This window comes from Nocardioides silvaticus (genome assembly GCF_003160695.1).
Lineage (GTDB): Bacteria > Actinomycetota > Actinomycetes > Propionibacteriales > Nocardioidaceae > Nocardioides > Nocardioides silvaticus.
Map to the genome: position 1 here is coordinate 69,030 of NZ_QGDD01000012.1, position 17,739 is coordinate 86,768.

Annotated in this window: 17 protein-coding genes and 1 tRNA gene; 6 read left to right on the plus strand and 12 right to left on the minus strand. The window is 70.6% G+C overall.

The genetic code is table 11. From position 1 onward, the window contains the following. Positions 1 to 90 precede the first annotated feature (90 nt). Entirely contained in the window at positions 91 to 243 is a 153-nt protein-coding gene (locus tag DJ010_RS22340) for a hypothetical protein (protein ID WP_170124673.1), read from the plus strand. 1 nt (position 244) lies between these two features. Here DJ010_RS22340 and DJ010_RS20685 read toward each other — a convergent pair whose 3' ends face one another. Next, positions 245 to 565: a hypothetical protein gene (locus tag DJ010_RS20685; RefSeq protein ID WP_109697349.1), complete on the minus strand. Its 321-nt coding sequence runs from the start codon at positions 563 to 565 to the stop codon at positions 245 to 247. Positions 566 to 717: 152 nt separating this feature from the next. On the opposite strand from DJ010_RS20685, the gene DJ010_RS20690 reads away from it, so the two are divergent. Continuing rightward, positions 718 to 3,441 (plus strand): alpha/beta hydrolase, encoded by a 2,724-nt coding sequence (locus DJ010_RS20690; protein ID WP_146207419.1) that lies wholly within the window; start codon positions 718 to 720, stop codon positions 3,439 to 3,441. 9 nt (positions 3,442 to 3,450) lie between these two features. Here the strand turns inward: DJ010_RS20690 and DJ010_RS20695 are convergent, their stop codons facing one another. Together DJ010_RS20695 and DJ010_RS20700 are read right to left on the minus strand one after the other, a co-directional pair. Continuing rightward, complete coding sequence (locus tag DJ010_RS20695; protein WP_109697351.1) at positions 3,451 to 4,827, minus strand: cobyric acid synthase; 1,377 nt, start codon at positions 4,825 to 4,827, stop codon at positions 3,451 to 3,453. 21 nt (positions 4,828 to 4,848) lie between these two features. Further along, positions 4,849 to 6,411, minus strand: a complete 1,563-nt coding sequence (locus tag DJ010_RS20700; RefSeq protein ID WP_109697352.1) for an AMP-binding protein — start codon at positions 6,409 to 6,411, stop codon at positions 4,849 to 4,851. 194 nt (positions 6,412 to 6,605) lie between these two features. Here DJ010_RS20700 and DJ010_RS20705 point away from each other — a divergent pair, with 194 nt between their 5' ends. The 3 genes from DJ010_RS20705 to DJ010_RS20715 are packed head-to-tail and all read left to right on the plus strand — an operon-like array spanning position 6,606 to position 9,083. After that, on the plus strand, positions 6,606 to 6,956 hold the full coding sequence (locus DJ010_RS20705; RefSeq protein ID WP_109697353.1) for a hypothetical protein: 351 nt from the start codon (positions 6,606 to 6,608) through the stop codon (positions 6,954 to 6,956). After that, a complete protein-coding gene (locus DJ010_RS20710; protein WP_245927760.1) occupies positions 6,874 to 8,430 on the plus strand; it encodes a sensor histidine kinase in 1,557 nt (518 codons plus the stop codon). Before DJ010_RS20705 ends, DJ010_RS20710 begins: the two co-directional genes overlap by 83 nt. Beyond that, positions 8,415 to 9,083, plus strand: coding sequence for a response regulator transcription factor (locus DJ010_RS20715; protein WP_109697355.1), 669 nt, complete (start codon positions 8,415 to 8,417; stop codon positions 9,081 to 9,083). Before DJ010_RS20710 ends, DJ010_RS20715 begins: the two co-directional genes overlap by 16 nt. A gap of 3 nt (positions 9,084 to 9,086) precedes the next feature. Here the strand turns inward: DJ010_RS20715 and DJ010_RS20720 are convergent, their stop codons facing one another. Both DJ010_RS20720 and DJ010_RS20725 read right to left on the minus strand, forming a co-directional pair. Continuing rightward, entirely contained in the window at positions 9,087 to 9,986 is a 900-nt protein-coding gene (locus tag DJ010_RS20720; RefSeq protein WP_109697356.1) for a serine/threonine-protein kinase, read from the minus strand. 4 nt (positions 9,987 to 9,990) lie between these two features. Beyond that, the gene (locus tag DJ010_RS20725; RefSeq protein ID WP_146207420.1) at positions 9,991 to 10,347 is read right to left on the minus strand and encodes a hypothetical protein; all 357 of its coding nucleotides are present in this window, start codon (positions 10,345 to 10,347) and stop codon (positions 9,991 to 9,993) included. 149 nt (positions 10,348 to 10,496) lie between these two features. On the opposite strand from DJ010_RS20725, the gene DJ010_RS20730 reads away from it, so the two are divergent. Then, on the plus strand, positions 10,497 to 10,754 hold the full coding sequence (locus DJ010_RS20730; protein ID WP_109697358.1) for a superinfection immunity protein: 258 nt from the start codon (positions 10,497 to 10,499) through the stop codon (positions 10,752 to 10,754). Between the two features lie 18 nt (positions 10,755 to 10,772). Here DJ010_RS20730 and DJ010_RS20735 read toward each other — a convergent pair whose 3' ends face one another. The 7 genes from DJ010_RS20735 to DJ010_RS20765 all read right to left on the minus strand — a co-directional run bounded on the left by DJ010_RS20735 (position 10,773) and on the right by DJ010_RS20765 (position 17,602). Next, entirely contained in the window at positions 10,773 to 11,306 is a 534-nt protein-coding gene (locus tag DJ010_RS20735) for a hypothetical protein (RefSeq protein WP_109697359.1), read from the minus strand. Positions 11,307 to 11,380: 74 nt separating this feature from the next. Next, the gene (locus DJ010_RS20740) at positions 11,381 to 13,942 is read right to left on the minus strand and encodes a hypothetical protein (protein WP_109697360.1); all 2,562 of its coding nucleotides are present in this window, start codon (positions 13,940 to 13,942) and stop codon (positions 11,381 to 11,383) included. Between the two features lie 87 nt (positions 13,943 to 14,029). After that, on the minus strand, positions 14,030 to 14,677 hold the full coding sequence (locus DJ010_RS20745) for a DUF2238 domain-containing protein (protein ID WP_146207421.1): 648 nt from the start codon (positions 14,675 to 14,677) through the stop codon (positions 14,030 to 14,032). A gap of 56 nt (positions 14,678 to 14,733) precedes the next feature. Then, positions 14,734 to 14,805 (minus strand) — tRNA-Val (locus DJ010_RS20750). 236 nt (positions 14,806 to 15,041) lie between these two features. After that, entirely contained in the window at positions 15,042 to 15,515 is a 474-nt protein-coding gene (locus DJ010_RS20755; protein ID WP_109697362.1) for a peroxiredoxin, read from the minus strand. Then, the gene (locus DJ010_RS20760) at positions 15,512 to 17,143 is read right to left on the minus strand and encodes an AMP-binding protein (protein ID WP_109697363.1); all 1,632 of its coding nucleotides are present in this window, start codon (positions 17,141 to 17,143) and stop codon (positions 15,512 to 15,514) included. The genes DJ010_RS20755 and DJ010_RS20760 overlap by 4 nt, the downstream gene beginning before the upstream one ends. 30 nt (positions 17,144 to 17,173) lie before the next feature. Further along, positions 17,174 to 17,602, minus strand: coding sequence for a DUF3052 domain-containing protein (locus tag DJ010_RS20765; RefSeq protein ID WP_109697364.1), 429 nt, complete (start codon positions 17,600 to 17,602; stop codon positions 17,174 to 17,176). Between the last annotated feature and the right edge of the window lie 137 nt (positions 17,603 to 17,739).

Genomic DNA, 17,739 nt, shown 5'->3' on the forward strand with positions numbered 1-17,739 from the left:
CGCGGATTCTCGATGAGGAGTGTCGAAATCGGAGGTCCGTGTTCGTGGACAGGTTGAAGCACCACTCACAGCCGACGAGGAGGCAGGACCATGTGGAACACGACCCAGACCCAGCAGCAGCACCTCTCCCACGACCTGCCCTGCGCGGGCTGCGGTCACGCGGTGCACACCTACCTGCCGTGCAGCGACACCTGCGCGTGCCAGGTCACCACGCTGCCCGGCATGCTGCCGCTCGCGGCCTGAGTCAGCGCGGCGCGGGACGCGTGCCCAACCCGTGCTCGTCGGCCCAGGCCAGGGCGCGCTCGAGGAAGACGGCGTGGGCGGCGGCGATCGCGGCGTGCTCGGCGGTGCCCTCGGCAGGGATGGTGGCTATCAGGGCGGCCCGGCCCTTCAGCTCGACGAGCTGGTGCGGCGAGCCGTCGGGAAGTCGCTCGAGCGCGACCCGCATGCCGGCGGCAGCCGCCATCAGGCGCTCGGCCATCCCCCAGGCCTCGGTGCGGGTGGCGACCCGCTCGACGGACCGCAGGTACGACGTCGTCGCGGTGGCGATGTGCATCGTGCTCATCTGCGCCTCCTCCACCCGGCGGCCCGGGATGTGCCCATTCTAGTGACTGAGCACCCCGCGGAGAACGTTTCTTCCCTCCGGGTCCCGCGCCCGTGCCACACGAAATCGGGGAAACCGGCAACCTCGAGCCCTCCCAGCGCGTCTACTGAGGCGTGCCGTCACTCCGCGCTCGAGCGCCCCGCGTCCGTCGTACCCTTCTCTCCCTCACCGCCTGCGCCGCGACCGCGCTGACCGTGACCCTCACCGGTCCGCCAGGACCGGCGGCCGCCGGCCCGGCTCTGCGCGCCGCGCCCAGCGACGCCGGCTGGCGGGTCGTGCCGCTCGGCGGCGGCAGCTACGAGGTCTCGTGGACCTCCCCGACCGACCTGCCGATCGGATCGGACCGACCGACGATCACCGGCGACGGTCTCTCCTTCGGTGCGCCGACGGTCGGCGCCGACGGACGGACGGTCACCGCCGTCGTGACCGCCAGCAGCGCACCGACGATCGGCGACCTCGACGTGGTCCTCTCCGGCGACCGGCTCGACGAGCCCGGGTTCGACCCGGCGGACGTGGGCTCCGCCGACCCGCTCCCGGACCGGGTGACCCAGGACCTCGCCGCGGGCGACCCGGGAGAGCCCGGGTCGTACGAGGTCGTCACCAGCGACTACGACTGGGACCGCGTCCAGCTCCCCGGCATGGACGAACCGATCGAGATGATCGGTCACGTCGTCGAGCCGGCGCCCGGTGAGAGCACCGGCCCGCGGCCGCTGGTGCTCTTCATGCACGGCCGGCACAGCGTCTGCTACAACCCCGACGACCCCGACGACTTCGGCAACGACTCCTGGCCGTGCCGGGCGCCCTTCGCGGAGATCCCGAGCCACCTCGGCTACGACTACGTGCAGCGGGTGCTGGCCTCGCAGGGCTACGCGACCGTCTCGGTGCGGGTCAACGGCATCAACGGCCAGGACTGGGCACTCCCCGACGGCGGCGCCGACGCGCGGGCGGCCATCGTCCAGGAGCACCTCGACCGGTGGGTCGACATCGCCGGCGAGCACCAGGTCGACCTCGACCAGGTCGTCCTCGTCGGCCACAGCCGTGGGGGTGAGGGTGTCGACCGGGCGTCGATCCAGATCCCCGAGAGCGCGCCGTACCGCATCGCCGGGCAGGTGCTGCTCGCGCCGACCGACTTCGCGTGGCACACCGCGCCGTACGTCCCGACGGTCACGGTCCTCCCCTACTGCGACGGTGACGTCTACGACCTCCAGGGCCAGCGCTTCACCGACGTCGCCCGCGACCTCGCACCCGGGGACGACTCACTGAAGAGCTCGGTCATGGTGATGGGCGCCAACCACAACTTCTTCAACACCGAGTGGACGCCCGGGCTCTCCGCGGCCCCGTCGTGGGACGACTGGGGCGGGCGCCGCCGCGAGACCTGCGGCACCCGCCACCCCGACCGGTTGTCCCCGGTCGAGCAGCAGGCCGTCGGCACGGCGTACGTCGCCGGCGCTGTGCACCTGTTCACCGGCGAGAACGACTACGCGCCGCTGTTCGACGGCTCGCCGACCACGGTGCCGTCCATCGGGGACGCCGACGTGCTCACCCACGCCATCGGCGGCGGTCGGGACATCCGCCGCCCGGGCCCGGACGCTCGCCCCACCGTGCCGACCGGTGACGCCGACGCCCGCCTGTGCGACGGCGCCACCTCGCAGAGCGCGTCGTTCGCGATCTGCGGCCGACGCAACGACCAGTACGTCACCCCGCACTGGCGCGAGCGGGGCGAGCGCACGCCGACCCGCAAGTTCCTCGAGGTCGCCTGGCGTGAGGCAGGCGCTGCAGGTGGCCTGTCCTTCCAGGAGCCGCTCGACCTCTCGACCGACCGGCTCGAGCTGCGGACCATCGCCGACCCGACGTACGGCGACCCGAACCTCCAGGTGCGGATCTCCGACTCCGCCGGCAACTCGGCCGTCCTCGACCCGGAGCCCGGCACCGAGCCCGTCGCGCTCCCGGCGATCAGGTACGCCACCAAGCTGTGGGGCACCGCGGTCCTCGTCGACGCGAGCGGCGCCACCGGCGTCGACCTCGCCGACATCACGAAGGTCGAGCTCGTGGGCGGCACCGCCGAAGGTCGCGTCTGGATCGCCGACGTGGCGGCCGCACCCGCCGTGCTGGCACCCCCGCAGACCGAGCGGCTCGCCCGGGTGCTCATCGGCGACGTCAGCATCGACGAGGGTGACGGCGGTCGGAGCGTCGCCCGCGTCCCGTGGACGATCGACGGCACCGTCACCCGTCCGGCGCGGTTCGTGGTGTTCACCGCCGGTCAGGAGCGCGGTCAGACGCAGCGGCTGGTCGTCGACGTCGCCCCCGGCCAGACCCAGGGCACGATCCCGGTCGAGTACACCGCCGACGACACGTTCGGCTACGACCAGCTCACCCAGATCGCGCTCTGGCCGCTCGAGGGCGTCGCCACCGACGACTACCTCGGCAGCCTGACCGTGGTCGACGACGACCCGGAGCCCACGATCACGATCGACGCGCCGCGCACCGTCCGGGAGGGCCAGGCCATCAAGGTCGAGGTGACCGTCCGGGGCAGCGCCGGCATCGACCTCTACGCGTTCGGGCGCGTCGTCCGCGGCCCGGGCGCGAACCTGCAGGAGGCCGACGTCCCCGCGAAGTGGCTCCAGCAGCACGGCGACCCCGGCAAGCCGGGCCGCCCCCTGTGGCGCGCGTACACCTACGTCTCGGCCGACATCCCCGCCGGCCGGAAGACGGTCACGCTCACGGTCCCGACCGTCGCCGACGGCAAGCGCGAGCATGCGGAGTACCTCCACCTCCGGGTCAACGTCGCCGACCAGGCCCAACAGCGGATCAAGGTGAAGGTGGTCGACGCGCGCTGACGGCCGGGGTCAGAGCTGGTCCAGCAGGGCGGCCAGGTCGAGGTGCTCCTCGACCAGGTCGCCCAGCAGGTCGAGCCGCCGTTCCCGCGCCGCCGGGAAGGACGCGGTCGCCTCGACGCCCAGCGCCTCGCGGAGGTACGACGACCGCGCGGCGTCGCCCTCGAACACCCCGTGCCGCATCGTGCCGGTGACCGATCCGGCGACGAGCGCGCCGGCCACCCGGCCGTGGTGGATCTCGTAGCCGGCCGGCTCGTGCAGGCGGAGCACCTTCTGCTCGCTGAAGACGGTCGTGGCGTCCAGCAGCCCCAGGCCGTCGACGACGGTGCCGGCCGGCCCCTCGACACCGTCCGGATCGGAGATCGAGCGCCCCAGCATCTGGCAGCCGCCGCAGATCCCCAGCACCGGCCGGCCAGAAGCGGCATGCGCCAGGATCGCCCGGTCCAGCCCGCGAGCCCGTAGCCACGCCAGGTCGGCGAGCGTCGACCGGGTGCCGGGCAGCACCACCAGGTCCGCGTCCGCCAGCCGGGCGGGGTCGGACACGAACACCACGTCCAGCCCCGGCTCGAGCCCGAGGGCGTCGACGTCGGTGAAGTTGCTGATCCGCGGCAGCCGCACCACAGCGACCTTCCGCGCGCCCGCCTCCGAGCGGCGACCGTCCAAGTCGAGCGCGTCCTCGGAGTCGAGCCAGAGCTCGGGGTGCCACGGGAGCACGCCGTACGTCGGCCGCCCGGTGCGTGCCTCCAGGTCGACCAGCCCCGGCCGCAGCAGCGCCACGTCACCACGGAACTTGTTGACGACGAACCCCTTCACGAGCGCGCGGTCGGCCTCGTCGAGGAGCATCAGGGTGCCGTAGGCGGACGCGAACCACCCGCCCCGGTCGATGTCACCCACCACGATCGTCGGCAGGTCTCCGTGCCGGGCCAGCCCCATGTTCACGTAGTCCGAGGCGCGCAAGTTGATCTCCGCGGGGCTGCCGGCGCCCTCGGCGACCACCAGGTCGTAGCGCGACCGTAGGTCGTCGAACGCTGCGAACGCCGATGCCGCAAGCCGCTCCCGGCCCGAGGTGAAGTCACGCGCGGTGATCTCGCCGTCCGGCTGCCCCATCCGCACCACGTGGCTGCGCAGGTCGCTGCCCGGCTTCAGCAGCACCGGGTTCATCGCCACCTCAGGCGTGGTCCGCGCGGCCAGCGCCTGCACCCACTGCGCGCGACCGATCTCCCCAGCGCCGCCGTCGGCGTCGAGGACCACCATCGAGTTGTTCGACATGTTCTGCGCCTTGAACGGCGCCACCGCGATCCCGCGCCTCGCGAACGCGCGGCACAGCCCGGTCACCAGCACGCTCTTGCCGGCGTCCGAGGTCATGCCGGCGACGAGGAGAGCCTTCACCGGGCCTTCCTACCGGAACCTCTAGTTCACCTGGCGATCCCGGCCTTCCCAGTACGGCGCGCGCAGCTTGAACTTCTGCAGCTTGCCGGTGGCCGTGCGGGCCAGCTCGGAGCGGAACTCCACCGAGGTCGGGGCCTTGTAGCCGGCGAGCCGCTGCTTGCACCACTGGATCAGCTCGGCCTCCATCTCGGGGCCGTCCTCCGCGTCGGGGGTCAGCACGACGAGCGCCTTGATGGTCTCGCCCCACTTCTCGCTGGGCACGCCGATCACGGCGACCTCGGCGACGGCCTGGTGCGAGAAGAGCGCGTCCTCGACCTCGATCGAGGAGACGTTCTCACCGCCGGTGATGATGACGTCCTTCTTGCGGTCGGCGATCGTCAGGTAGCCGTCCTCGCCGAGGTAGCCGCCGTCGCCGGTGTGGAACCAACCGTCGCGGAGCGCAGCCTCGGTCTCCTCCGGCTTCTCCCAGTAGCCCTCGAGGACGACGTTCGAGCGGGCGAGGACCTCGCCCGAGCCCTCGCCCTGACTGTCGGACTCGTCGATCTTCAGCGTGACGCCCAGTGCGGGAGCGCCGGCCCGGGTCAGCTTCTGCGCCCGCTCCTCGGCGGTGAGGTCGTCCCACTCGGCGCGGCGCCGGTTGACGGTGAGCACCGGGCTGGTCTCGGTGAGGCCGTAGATCTGGATGAACTCCCAGCCCAGCTCCTCCTCGACCCGGGCGACGGTCTTGGTCGGCGGCGGGGCGCCGGCCATCACGATCCGGACCTGGTCGCGGCCGGGGATCTCGCCCTCCCAGCTCGGCAGGGCGTCGAGCACCGCGGCGGCCACTGCGGGTGCGGCGCACATCATGGTGACGCCGTGGTCGCGGACCCGGCGCAGGATCTCGGTGCCGTCGATCTTGCGGATGATGACGTGGCGCGCACCGACGCCGGTCATCGCGAACGGCATGCCCCAGCCGTTGGCGTGGAACTGCGGCAGCGTGTGGAGGTAGACGTCGCGGTCGCTGATCGTCGTGTGCAGGCCGAACGTCACGGCGTTGGTCCAGATGTTGCGGTGGGTGATCTGCACGCCCTTGGGCCGTGCCGTGGTGCCGGAGGTGTAGTTGATGGTCGCCGTCGCACCTTCGTCGTGCTCCCAGGGCTGCGGCTCGGCGCCGGCCTCGGCGTAGAGGTCGCTGTCGGTGCCCAGGACGAACTTGTGCTCGGCCTCGACGTCCTTGAGCGTCTCCTCGAGCTCCGGGTCCACGTAGAGCACTCGTGAGCCGGACTGCTCGACGATGTACTGCACCTCGTCGGGCCGCAGCCGGAAGTTCACGGGCACCAGGATCCGGCCCCAGCCCGCGACGCCGTAGAACGACGTCAGCAGCCGGCTGCTGTTGTGGCTCACGATGGCCACCCGCTCGCCCGCGCCGATCCCCATCTGGTCGAGCCGGGCCGCCTGCCGACGCGCCAGGTCTCCCATCTCGCGGTAGGTCAGCTCGCCCTGGCTGGGCGCCGGCTGGTCCGGCTCGTCGACGACACCGACCCGGTCGCCGTACACGGCGACGGCGCGGTCGAGGAAGTCACGGACGCTGAACGGAACGAACATCGGTCTCCTCCGGTGATCTGGTGACGATCGCCACTCTAGGCCCGGGGCAGCGGGTGGACGCCAGGGTCTTGAGCCGGTACGACGAACGGCGGTGCTGCCGCGACGAACGCGCCCTGGTTTGCGTCCAACGGCGCATGAGAGTGCTCTCATGCGCCCCTCACTCCTGAGCCACGTTCGGCGAGGATGGTGGCGTCATGAGCCGCCTGTTGAAGCTCCTCCTCCCCCTGGCTGTGCTGCTGCCGCTGGTCGGGTTCGTCGTCGGCTCGCTGGTGACGGCAGCGCAGGACGAACCGCCCCCGCGGACGCCGATCGTGCTGCCCGAGGACTCCTCGGACGGCCCGACCGACACTGCCAGACCGACCGAGAGGACCGACGACGACCACGTCGTCCGACCGAAGCCGGTCGAGGATGATGGGGACGACGACGGTGGCAGGGACACGGACGATCGGGACGATGAGGCCGGTGACGCGGGAGACGACGACCGGGACGACGGGGACGACGACGGGGACGACGACGACGGGGACGACGACGGGGACGACGACTGACCGTCCGCGGCGCGGTCTCTCCGTCCGCACCCGCATCACGGTCGCCGTCGCCCTGCTCGTGACGGTGGCCCTTGCCGGCGCGGGCGTGATCGTCTACGTCGTCGAGCTCGGCCGGATCGACGCCTCCGTGCAGCGGGAGGTCGAGCAGGAGCTCGACGAGTTCGCCAGGCTGGAGGAGGACGGGATCGACCCGGACACCCGGCGGCCGTTCGCCTCGGTCGACGCCCTGCTCCTCACCTTCCTCGAGCGAAACGTCCCGGACGACGACGAGCTGCTCGTCGGCTGGGTCGGGAACGGTCCGGAACGGTGGTTCCCCGACGACCCGCTCGTCGAGGACCCGTCGTTCCTCGAGGCCGCCGAGCCGCTGGTCGAGGGCGGGGGCACGGTGCGGCTCGACACCGACGCCGGCGAGGTCCGGATCACGAGCCAGCCGGTGGCCCAGGGCGAGACGACCGGCGCTCTCCTGGTCGTCGCCTACCTCGACGAGGACCGTGACGAGCTCCGGTCGACGATGCGCACCTACGCGATCGTGGCCCTGCTGGCCCTGTTCATCATCACCTGGGTGGCCTGGTGGCAGTCGGGGCGGCTGCTGCGCCCGCTCCGCATGCTGCGCCGAACGGCGGAGGAGATCACCGAGACCGACCTCTCCCGCCGCGTGCCCGAGACCGGCAACGACGACATCACCGCCCTCACCCGTACGGCGAACGGGATGCTCGACCGGCTGGAGGCGGCCTTCGTCGGGCAGCGTCGGTTCCTCGACGACGCCGGGCACGAGCTGAAGACCCCGCTCACCGTCCTCCGGGGTCACCTCGAGCTGCTCGACCCGACCGACCCCGCGGAGGTGGCCGAGACCCGCGCGCTGCTGCTCGACGAGATCGACCGGATGTCCCGGCTGGTGCAGGACCTGATCCTGCTCGCCAAGAGCGACCGGCCCGACTTCCTCACGCTGGGCGAGGTGGACCTCGCGGACCTGATCACCTCCGTGCTGGCCAAGGCGCGGGCGCTCGGCGACCGGCGCTGGCTGCTGGACGCCCAGACGCACGCCACGAACGGTCAGCTCGTCGTCGTCGACGAGCAGCGGCTCACCCAGGCCCTGCTCCAGCTCGCGGACAACGCGGTCAAGCACACGGGGGCCGGCCAGGAGATCGCGCTCGGCGCCGCGATCGCGGACTCCGAGGTCCGCCTCTGGGTCCGCGACACCGGCCGAGGCGTCGACCCGCGGGACCGCGAGCGGATCTTCGAGCGGTTCGGGAGGTCCGCGCGGGACCGCGACGACGAGGGATTCGGTCTCGGGCTCTCGATCGTGCGCGCGATCGCGACCGCGCACGGAGGAACAGCCGGCGTCGAGGACCCCCGCGAAGGGTCCGGCTCCTGCTTCGTCATCACCCTGCCCGTCGTACGACCGGAACGACCGGATCACGTCGACGACGAGCCCACCGTGGAGATCAAGGAGGCCCGATGGCCCGCGTCCTGATCATCGAGGACGAGCACCGGATCGCGTCGTTCGTCGGCAAGGGCCTGCGTGCCGAGGGGCACAGCGCGGTCGCCGTCGCCGACGGACCGACCGGGCTCGACCACGCCCTGAGCGGCGAGTTCGACCTGGTGGTGCTCGACATCGGGCTGCCCGGGATGGACGGCTTCGAGCTGCTCGACCAGCTGCGTTCGCAGGGGTCGCGGGTGCCGGTGATCGTGCTGACCGCGCGGGACTCGGTGACCGACACCGTGTCGGCGCTCGAGGGCGGGGCCGACGACTACATGGCGAAGCCGTTCCGCTTCGCCGAGCTGAGCGCGCGCATCCGGCTGCGGCTGCGCCAGCAGTCCGCCGGCGGCGACGGGCCGCTGGAGGTGCTGTCGGCCGGGCAGGTGCGGCTCGACCTCCGCACCCGCCGGGCGACCGTCAGCGGCAAGGAGACCGATCTCTCCGCCCGGGAGTTCGCCCTGGTCGAGGTGTTCCTGACGAACCCCGGCCAGGTGCTCTCCCGCGAGCAGCTCCTCGACCGGGTGTGGGGACTGGACTTCGACCCGGGCTCCAACGTGGTCGACGTCTATGTCGGCTACCTCCGCAAGAAGCTCGGCGCCGACACCATCAGCACCGTGCGCGGCATGGGCTACCGGTTCAACGGCTGAGCCTCACACCGCGCGGGCGTTGACCTTGAACGTCAGCCGAGCCTTGGGCTGGCGGGCCAGCACCGGCTCCAGCGCCTCGGCCATCTCGCGCGGCAGCGGCCGGTCGGCCGCCCGGGGCTCGAGCGCGCCGTGGACGACCTCGGCCACCTCGGGCGCGACGCCCGACGGCAGCGGACCGGGCGGCTCGGCGACCTGGGGGTGCCGTTCCCTCGTCGTGGCGCCGGCGGGATCCCCGCTTCGGAACGGGCGCTCGCCGGCGATGGCGTGGAAGAGGGTGGCGCCCAGGCCCCACACGTCGCTGGCGTAGCAGGGCACCTCGCCCCCGGCTCCGGGCTCGGCCTGCTCGGGCGCGAGGTAGGCATCGGTCCCGATCACCCCCTTGATCGCGGCGGCCGAGGCCGAGGACCGGGCGACCGAGAAGTCGATCAACCGGGCCGGCGAGCCCATGATCACGTTGCTCGGCTTGATGTCGAGGTGCGTGACGTCGACGTGCCGGAAGTAGTGCAGCGCCGAGGCGAGGTCGATCGCCAGCGGCAGGTACTGCTGCTCGGAGAGCCGCCCGTACCGCCGGATCAGCGTCGACAGCCGCGGCCCCTCGACGTGCTCGAGCACCAGGTGGGGCCGCGGACCGTCGGCGACGTGGCGCAGACCCCGCACGACGACGGGGTGGTGGGCGATGTCGAGGGCGGTGGCCTCGCGCTCGAGGCCGTGCAGCGTCTCGGGGTCGTCGACCTCGCTCGGCCGCACGACCTTCACCACGACCGGGCCGTAGGTGATCTCGTCGAAGGCCAGGAACGCCTCGTACGCCGACCCACCCCCGAGCAGCCGCAGGGCGGTCAGCTCGGGGGTGATGGCGTCACCCTCGCCCAGCAGCCAGCTGGTGCTGTCAGCGGTGGTGGTCACGGTGTCACCGGGTGTTGTTGCGCGACCGGTCGTTGGTCTTGTTCTGCGACCAGTCCCGGGTGCGGGTCCCCGGGCCGTCCTTCGTCCAGTCCTTCACCTTCCGGCCGCTGCGACTGTCGTCGCGCCCGCTGTTGCCGCCGGTGCGCGAGTTGTCCCTGCGGCTGTCGCGGGACCGGGACCTGGTGTTGGTGGTGTTGGTGTCCCGGGCCTTCCGGTTGGTGTCGGCGTCATCGTCGTCGTCGACGAGCACCACGTCGCTGGAGTCGTCGTCGCGCTTGACCGCTGCCTGCTCCACCGCGGCGGCGGAGCTCTGGAACGCGATGACACCCGTGGCGAGCAATCCCGCCACTCCCAGGGTCATGATGCGAAGAGTGTTGATCTTCATCGTCGTGCTGCCCTTCCTCGTAGCTTGTCGGCTTCGAGGAAGAGTCAAGGTGGGCGCGGTGAGGCAGCCATGAGCCGTTGGTGAGAGGACTCTCACCAACGGCGATGAGCCACTAGGGTGCGCGCATGTACCTCGAGGTGGTCACCGACAAGCAGGACCGGGCGCGGCAGGCGCTGGTCGCGTGGGCGGCCACCTTCCTGACCTGTGGCTACCTGCTTCCGTGGGCGGTCGCCACCACCCGCGGCAAGGCCAACGCCGAGCTCGTCGGCGCCGTCAACCTGTTCGCCGGCTGGACCGTGGTCGGCTGGTTCGCCGCCCTCACGATGGCGGTCGGCCGCCACCGAGTGGCCGGGCTCAGGGTCTGGACCGAGCCCGGCCGCTGACGGGGTCCCCCGACGCCGTCAGCCCCGGTCGAGCCGGAGCGGCTGACCGGGCATCTCGTCGAAGATCGCGTCCATCGACCCGTAGGCGAAGAACCGACCGACGGCCGGTGCCGGCCGGTCCGGGTGCGCCGCCGGACGCGGGTAGCAGCGCTGCGGGAGCGATGCGGTGACGATGTTCTTCTCCTGGTCCCAGGTCGCCCGCAGGCCCTGGCACGGCTCCTTCGGGCACTCCTCGGTGTTGCACTCGAAGTACGACGCCTTCGGCTTGCCGTCCTTGAGTCGCACCGAGACGACCGCGCTGCGCGCCGGTGGCGTCCCCTGCGTGCCGCCCCAGTAGTGGAAGCTGAACGAGCCGCGCTGCCGCAGGTCGCGCACCTTCACCTTGAACGTGACCCGCTTGTCACCGTTCTTGACGGTGAGCTTGGTCAGGTCGATGCGGGCTGCCGCATCCTTGCTGGGATCGGACTTGCTCCCCGTCTCCGCCATGGCCGTCGTGGCGGACCCCAGGACCACCAGTGCTGCGGCCACCAGGCCGAGGATGATTCGTCGCATTGCAAAGCCTCCGTTTGTCGCGGTGTCAGTGAGTAAGACGCGCCCCAGCCCAAAAGGTTGCATCCCTCGCCGAACTACTGCGCACCCACCGGTCGCCGCTCGACCACGTACGACCAGGTGACGGTGGAACTTCCGGATCCGTCTAGGCCCCAATCATCGAGGCTGGAGCGGTACTGGTAGGTCTCCGTGCCGTCTACTTGCCACCGGCAGAGTTTCTCGGTGCATCCGTCGAGTTCGGTCACCGTCACGGAGTGCGCCGAGCGGCGCGCCTCCTCCGGATTGCTCCACCAACCGGAGAGACCGAGGTGCTCAAGGAGGTGGTAGTCCTCGTACTCGCTCGATCCCTCGCACTCCCCACCGTACTCAGAGGTCGAGCGATAGCGGATGCGTGGGTATCCGTTGTCGTAGTCGGTGTCCCAGGCACCGAGTTGGCCATACCACCAATCCGCAGTCCATTCCTCGGACGGCTCGTCCTGGCCCCACCACCAGTTGCTGAGGTCGGCGTCGAGCGTGCCGTTCTCGGGCAGGATGTCTACGCCCGTCTCCCAGAACGCTCCACCGAACTCCACTGGTCCGACCGTCTGACGAATGTGCCGGCTGGAGCATCCGTACCCGGACCACGTGCCGACATCACGCGCGCTGAAGCTCCACGAGTTGAACGCCATCGGCGCGCTGAGGTGGGTCCGGTAGTCCTGGTACTGGCTGATCCACTCACCGGGTTCAGTCACCCTCAGGCTCGCGTCGTCGGACTGGGTGGTGCTGTGGGTCGAGTGCCACTCCGGGTCGTCGTCCGCACACACGCCCTCGTCGTCAGAGCACGAGGCCGACCAGTCGTTGGAGACGTCGAGGGTTCCCGAAGCGAGCCGGTACTCGAAGGAGCCGCCGCAGCCATTCGGGAACGCCCATGGACTGCCGCCGTACGGCGCCGTCCCGCCCAACCCGGGAACGCTGACGGTCCGCTCGAACTCGAGGTCGCCGAGCCACGCCTCGACATCGAGCGACACGTTGGCCGACCGTTCGACCCGGATCTCCAGGCATTTGCTGCTGGCGGCGGTCGCATGCAGCTCGATCGGGTTGAGGGTCGCCGCGACCCCCACCGTGGCGCCAGCCTTGCCCTTCTTGCCGACCCCGGGCCCGAGGCTGACCTCGACACCCGCTGTCACGTCGATCGCACCGGCGGCCACGACCGATGGTCCCGCCAGGTCCGCCTCGGCGATCAGGTCGCCGTCGAAATCGTCGTCGCCCAGGCCGACGTATCCCTCGAAGGACGCGCCGAGTCGCGACGAGAAGTTGAGCCCGGTCATGTCGATGTTTCCCGACGCCGAGAAACTGATCTCCGGCTCGATCTCGAGGCGCATCGGCACGGGACCCACCATGAATGGGACCTCGATCTCGGGCAGCTCGACCTCACAAGCCACGGACCCGGACAGCTTGACGCCGAGGAAGACCGCGAGCTCGACACCGAACTCGGCATTGAAGCTGACGCCCACGGGAATGTCGGGAGCGAATCGCAGCTCCTTCTTCTTCAGGGTCGCACTGAAGTGTCCGAACCGTTCGAAGGTGCGGTCGAACCCGATCGCCCGGTCCCTCGTGCCTTCGCACTCCAGGTCGAGCAACCGGTTGCTCTCCCGCTCCGCGGACCTGGCTGAGGTCGCTACGCCGGCGAGGTCCGGGACGTTGATCTCGGCGTAGTCGAACGCGTCTCCGAGTCCGGCGGGCACGAGGTTGACGGTTCGACCGTCGGGAGCCACCGAGGCCACCTTCCCTACCATGCCGCCAGGCACCTTGCTCGAGTGCGGGAGCACCCACGGCTGCCCAACGGTGGCGGTCTGGCCGGGCGGGACGGATGCTTGCACGCCGGTCAGCGTCGGGGTCGCCACGACATCCGTGGGATCGGTGACCAGGATCGTCGTGGGGTTGGTGACCACCACGGCCGACTCGGTGTCCGAGCCGAGGGCCGGCGTGGTGACCGAAGTAGAGACCGGGCCGTACCAGCGGATGGTCCCGGGCTCACGGGCGAAGACCGCGAAGGAGTGCATCGACTCGGGACTGAGTCCCTCCGCAAGGGCAGAGGTCCCCTCGACCGGCACCGATGTCCCGGCTTCCGGACTGGCGGGTGCTTCGGGACCCGCAGCGCGGCGGACGACGTACTCCGCCGTCACGCTCGGCGCGGTCCACACGAGGCCGACCCGGTCGGGCGCGAGCTGCTCGACCTCGAGCCCGGACGCGGCCGGTGCGGCACGGTAGGTGACCTTGACCGCCACGCTCTTCCTGGCCTTCACGCGGACTCGGGCCTTCGAGCTGGTGCCGGCGTACAGCCGGGTGTCGTCGACGACGTCACCGGCCGAGATGACCCAGCGACCGGCCGGCACCTTGACCTTGACCTTCTGGCTGGTCCCGGCGGGCTTCTTGGTGACGACCCTCGTCTTCGCTCCCGATCGCAGCGTCACCGTCCCGGGCACGCCGGCGGGAGCGGCGATCGTCACTACAACGGTGCCGAGGGGCGGCTTGGCCGCCGCCCGGCCCGGCGAAACCTGGGCTCCCGCGAGATCCGCGCCGCCGCCAACCGCGACGAGCAGGCCGACGATGAGACTGATGACGATTTGGCCCCCGAGCGCCCCCTTGCCCTGGCGCATGCCACCCAATGTACGAGCGTCGCCGTCCGGTTGCGCGTGGTTCTCCGCATCTTGCTCAGAACGTCTTGGACGTGCTGCCTCCCGGCGCTAGGCGCGCTCCACCGGCACCGGAAGCTCCAGTTGCGGCGCAGCGGAGGCCAGGCGCCGGAGCCGCCACAGCACATAGATCACGACGGCCGCCACGACGGAGCCGAGCGTGCCGAGTGCCAGGTCGCCCAGGGTGTCGGTGTAGGCGAACTCCCGTTCGGTGCCGCCGCGGATGAACGCGACATACTCGCCGAGCTCCCACAGGATCGCCGCGGTCGCGCCGACGGCGAGTGCCCGCTCGAGGCACCGCAACAGACCGCTGGAGTTGTGCAGCGTCAGCAGGATCACCGCGCCGGCGAGGAGCCCGGTGTTCATGAAGTGCATCCAGTCGTCGAACCAGACGATGGTGTCGTACAGGTCCATCCGGTTGCCGAGGATGTCCGAGAAGCACGTGATGGTGACCATGAGGTCGGCGAGCCACGGGAAGGACGCGCGGTCCTTCCACCACAGGAGCCAGATCGCGGGCACGGTGAAGGCCAGAAGCGGGTAACCAATGGCGCGCGCCTCGGCAGCCTTGTCGCGCAGGTGCGCCGTGTCCGGGTCGATGAGCGCGCCGACGAGGAGCCATACCAGGACGAACTTCGCCGTCACGTCCGCAGCGCGGATCAACGGCGGCGTCGGAAAACGCGCGACAACGGCCTCCGTCATCTCGCGTGGCCACCTCTCCGAAACGGGCGCGGGTCGGCCCTGATCATCATCTCGAGTGGGCGCAACAGGGATCGAACCTGTGACCGCCTGCTTGTAAGGCAGGAGCTCTACCGCTGAGCTATACGCCCGTCATCAGCCGGGACAGGCTACCGGGGCGCCCCGCGGACCGCCGAACCGCGCCACCGTCCGAGGGCACCGTCTCCTTCCCGAGCAAAGACACGCTCGGCCAAAAATGAGTCGAACCGCTGGCGTCTCGGGTCACCAGCGGTTCAACGAGGTGAACTTTAGCCAGCGGTCCGCGGCGAGCCAAGGACTTGCCCGAAAAATGATCCGAAAGGACTAATCGCCTGATCCGCGGGTGCCATCAGCCGGCCGCGGCGCGCAGCTGCTTGAGGTGCTCGTCGAGGTCGCGGGCGAGGGCGTAGGCGTGGTGGACGGCCCACGCGAGGTTGCCGTCCCGGTCGACGACGTACGACGAGCGCGTCGGGCTGCCCTTCTTCTCGTCGAAGACCTCGTAGGCGCGGGCCACCTCGCCGTGCGGCCAGAAGTCGCTGAGCAGGGGGAAGTTGATCCCGTCGGTGTCGGCCCAGGCGCGCAGCGCGAACACGGGGTCGCAGGAGATCGCCAGCACCTCGGTGTCGAAGGTGAGGAACTCGTCGAGCCGGGTGCGGATCTCGCTCATCTCGCCGGTGCAGACGCCACTGAAGGCGAACGGGTAGAAGAGGAGGAGCACCGCCTTCTTCCCACGGTACGACGAGAGGCTGGTGTCCTGGCCGAACTGGTCCCGGAGGGTGAAGTCAGGCGCCGCTCCGCCGGGTGACAGACCGGCGTCGGTCACGAGTCGTCCCTGTCGACCAGCTCGCGCTTGAGGACCTTGCCAGTGGCGTTGCGGGGCAGCTCGTCGAGGAAGATCACGTCGCGCGGCACCTTGTAGCGGGCGAGGTTCTTCTTCACGTGCCCCTTGACGTCGTCCTCGGACAGGCTGGCGCCGTCGGTGCAGACCACGAACGCGCGCAGCCGCTTGCCGTAGTCGTCGTCGTCGACGCCGATCGCGGCGACCTCGGCCACCCCGTCGAGGTTCTGGATGCAGTCCTCGACCTCCCGCGGGAAGACGTTCTCCCCGCCGGAGACGATCATCTCGTCATCACGGCCCTCGACGTAGAGCCGGCCGTGCTCGTCGAAGCGGCCCACGTCGCCGGTCGACATCAGCCCGTCGACGATCTCCTTGTGGCCGCCACCGGTGTAGCCCTCGAACTGCAGGTCGTTGGCGACGAAGATCCGGCCCGACTCACCGACCGGCAGCTCCTTGCCGTCCGGGTCGAGGATCTTGACGATCGTCGCGTGCGGGATGCCGCCGGCCGACCCGGGCGCCTCACGGAGGTCCTGCGGCGTGGCGATGCTCGCCCAGGCGACCTCGGTGGACCCGTAGATCGAGTACAGGTTGTCGCCGAACCGGTCCATCCACTGCGTCGGCAGGTCCCCGGGCAGCGCTGAGCCCGAGGACGCGACGGCCTTGAGGTGCGGCAGCCGGTACTCGTCGAGCTTCTCCTCCGGCAGCGCCAGGATCCGCTGGAGCATGACCGGGATGACCACGACCGAGTCGCACTCGTGCTCCGCCATCAGCTTCAGTGCGTTCTCGGGCTCGAACTTGCGGGTGAGCACCATCGTGGTGCCCAGCAACATCGCCAGCTGGTAGTGCGCGAAGCCCCACGTGTGGAAGAGCGGCGCCGCGATGTGACAGGTCCAGCCCGCTTTCAGCGGCATCCGCGAGAGCAGCGAGACGGCCGCCGGGATCCCGCCCTGGGGACGCGGCGCCCCCTTCGGCGTACCGGTCGTCCCGGAGGTGAGGATGATGGTGCGGGAGCCGTGCTCCGGCGGGTCCAGGTCGGCTGTCGAGCTCGCCGACCGGATCAGCCCCTCGATCGTGTCGGGGCCAGGCTCAGGCGAACCCGGGGCAGCGTCAGTCCAGCCGATCACCCGGTCGTCGATGTCGACGCCGTCGAGCAGGTCGCTGAACTCCTCGTCGTAGACCACGACGCGCGGGTCCTCGCGCTCGACGACCTCCTTGAGCTGCGGACCGGCGAACGCGGTGTTGAGGTAGAGCACGTCCGCCCCGAGCTTGGTGATCGCGATCGAGGTCTCGATGAACCCACGGTGGTTGCGGCACATGACCGCGACGCCGTCGCCCTCCTTGACGCCGCGGTCCCGGAGGGCGTGGGCGAGCGCGTTGGAGCGCTGGTGGAGCTCCTCGAACGTGAGCTCACCGCGCTCGTCGATGATCGCGATCCCGTTGGGGTCGCGTACGGCGAGCGCGCGGAACCCGCCTGCCGGGTTGGTGCCCCACTTCCGGAGCGAGTTCGCGATGCCGGCCAGCTTGCGCGGCCCGTAGGGCCGGATGATGCCGGACGCGGTGAGGGTCTTCAGGCTGACAGCTGCGTCCCGCGCGCGGGTGGACGTCGATCCCATGGACGGGAAACTACCCGTTGGTACGCCGGGTCATCCGACCGTCTTGGGGGCGACCAGCTTGGTGGCCACCCAGTCGGCGCTCACGGCGGCGGTCGTGGTGAGGGCCAGGCCGGCGATCGGAGCCGCCTCGGCGATGTCGGCAGGGTCGATCGCGTTCGGCCGACCGACCTTCGGGGTCAGCAGCCAGATCACACCGCCACCGACCAGGTCGGTGATGGAGTCGAACAGCCCGTCGACGAGGTCGCCGTCGTCGCTGCGCCACCACAGCACCACCGCCTCGACCACGTTGCCGTAGTCGCCGTCGACCATGTCGGCGTCGATGACGTCCTCGATGGCGATGCGCAGCTGGTCGTCGGAGTCCTGGTCCCACCCGAGCTCTTGGACGACCATGCCCTTCTTGAATCCGAGCCGGTTGGCAGGTCCGCTCGAATCGGTCCCGCCGTCCGCGGTCGCGCTCACGGGTTCCTCCAGTCCTGTGCGTTGGACCGGGGTCGGTCCCCCGGTGTGGGGAGTAGTCCAGCGGAGTTGGGGCGACCATGCAAGCACCGTCCACGTGCCGAAGGCCCTCGGCTACCGCCGGGTAGATTTTCCGGCAG

Coding starts and splice junctions, on each gene's coding strand:
- DJ010_RS20715 (WP_109697355.1), top strand. CDS start 8,415: ATGGCCCGCGTCCTGATCATCGAGGACGAGCACCGGATCGCGTCGTTC.
- DJ010_RS20760 (WP_109697363.1), bottom strand. CDS start 17,143: ATGGGATCGACGTCCACCCGCGCGCGGGACGCAGCTGTCAGCCTGAAG.
- DJ010_RS20735 (WP_109697359.1), bottom strand. CDS start 11,306: ATGCGACGAATCATCCTCGGCCTGGTGGCCGCAGCACTGGTGGTCCTG.
- DJ010_RS20730 (WP_109697358.1), top strand. CDS start 10,497: ATGTACCTCGAGGTGGTCACCGACAAGCAGGACCGGGCGCGGCAGGCG.
- DJ010_RS20725 (WP_146207420.1), bottom strand. CDS start 10,347: ATGACCCTGGGAGTGGCGGGATTGCTCGCCACGGGTGTCATCGCGTTC.
- DJ010_RS20705 (WP_109697353.1), top strand. CDS start 6,606: ATGAGCCGCCTGTTGAAGCTCCTCCTCCCCCTGGCTGTGCTGCTGCCG.
- DJ010_RS22340 (WP_170124673.1), top strand. CDS start 91: ATGTGGAACACGACCCAGACCCAGCAGCAGCACCTCTCCCACGACCTG.
- DJ010_RS20740 (WP_109697360.1), bottom strand. CDS start 13,942: ATGCGCCAGGGCAAGGGGGCGCTCGGGGGCCAAATCGTCATCAGTCTC.
- DJ010_RS20745 (WP_146207421.1), bottom strand. CDS start 14,677: ATGACGGAGGCCGTTGTCGCGCGTTTTCCGACGCCGCCGTTGATCCGC.
- DJ010_RS20700 (WP_109697352.1), bottom strand. CDS start 6,411: ATGTTCGTTCCGTTCAGCGTCCGTGACTTCCTCGACCGCGCCGTCGCC.
- DJ010_RS20685 (WP_109697349.1), bottom strand. CDS start 565: ATGAGCACGATGCACATCGCCACCGCGACGACGTCGTACCTGCGGTCC.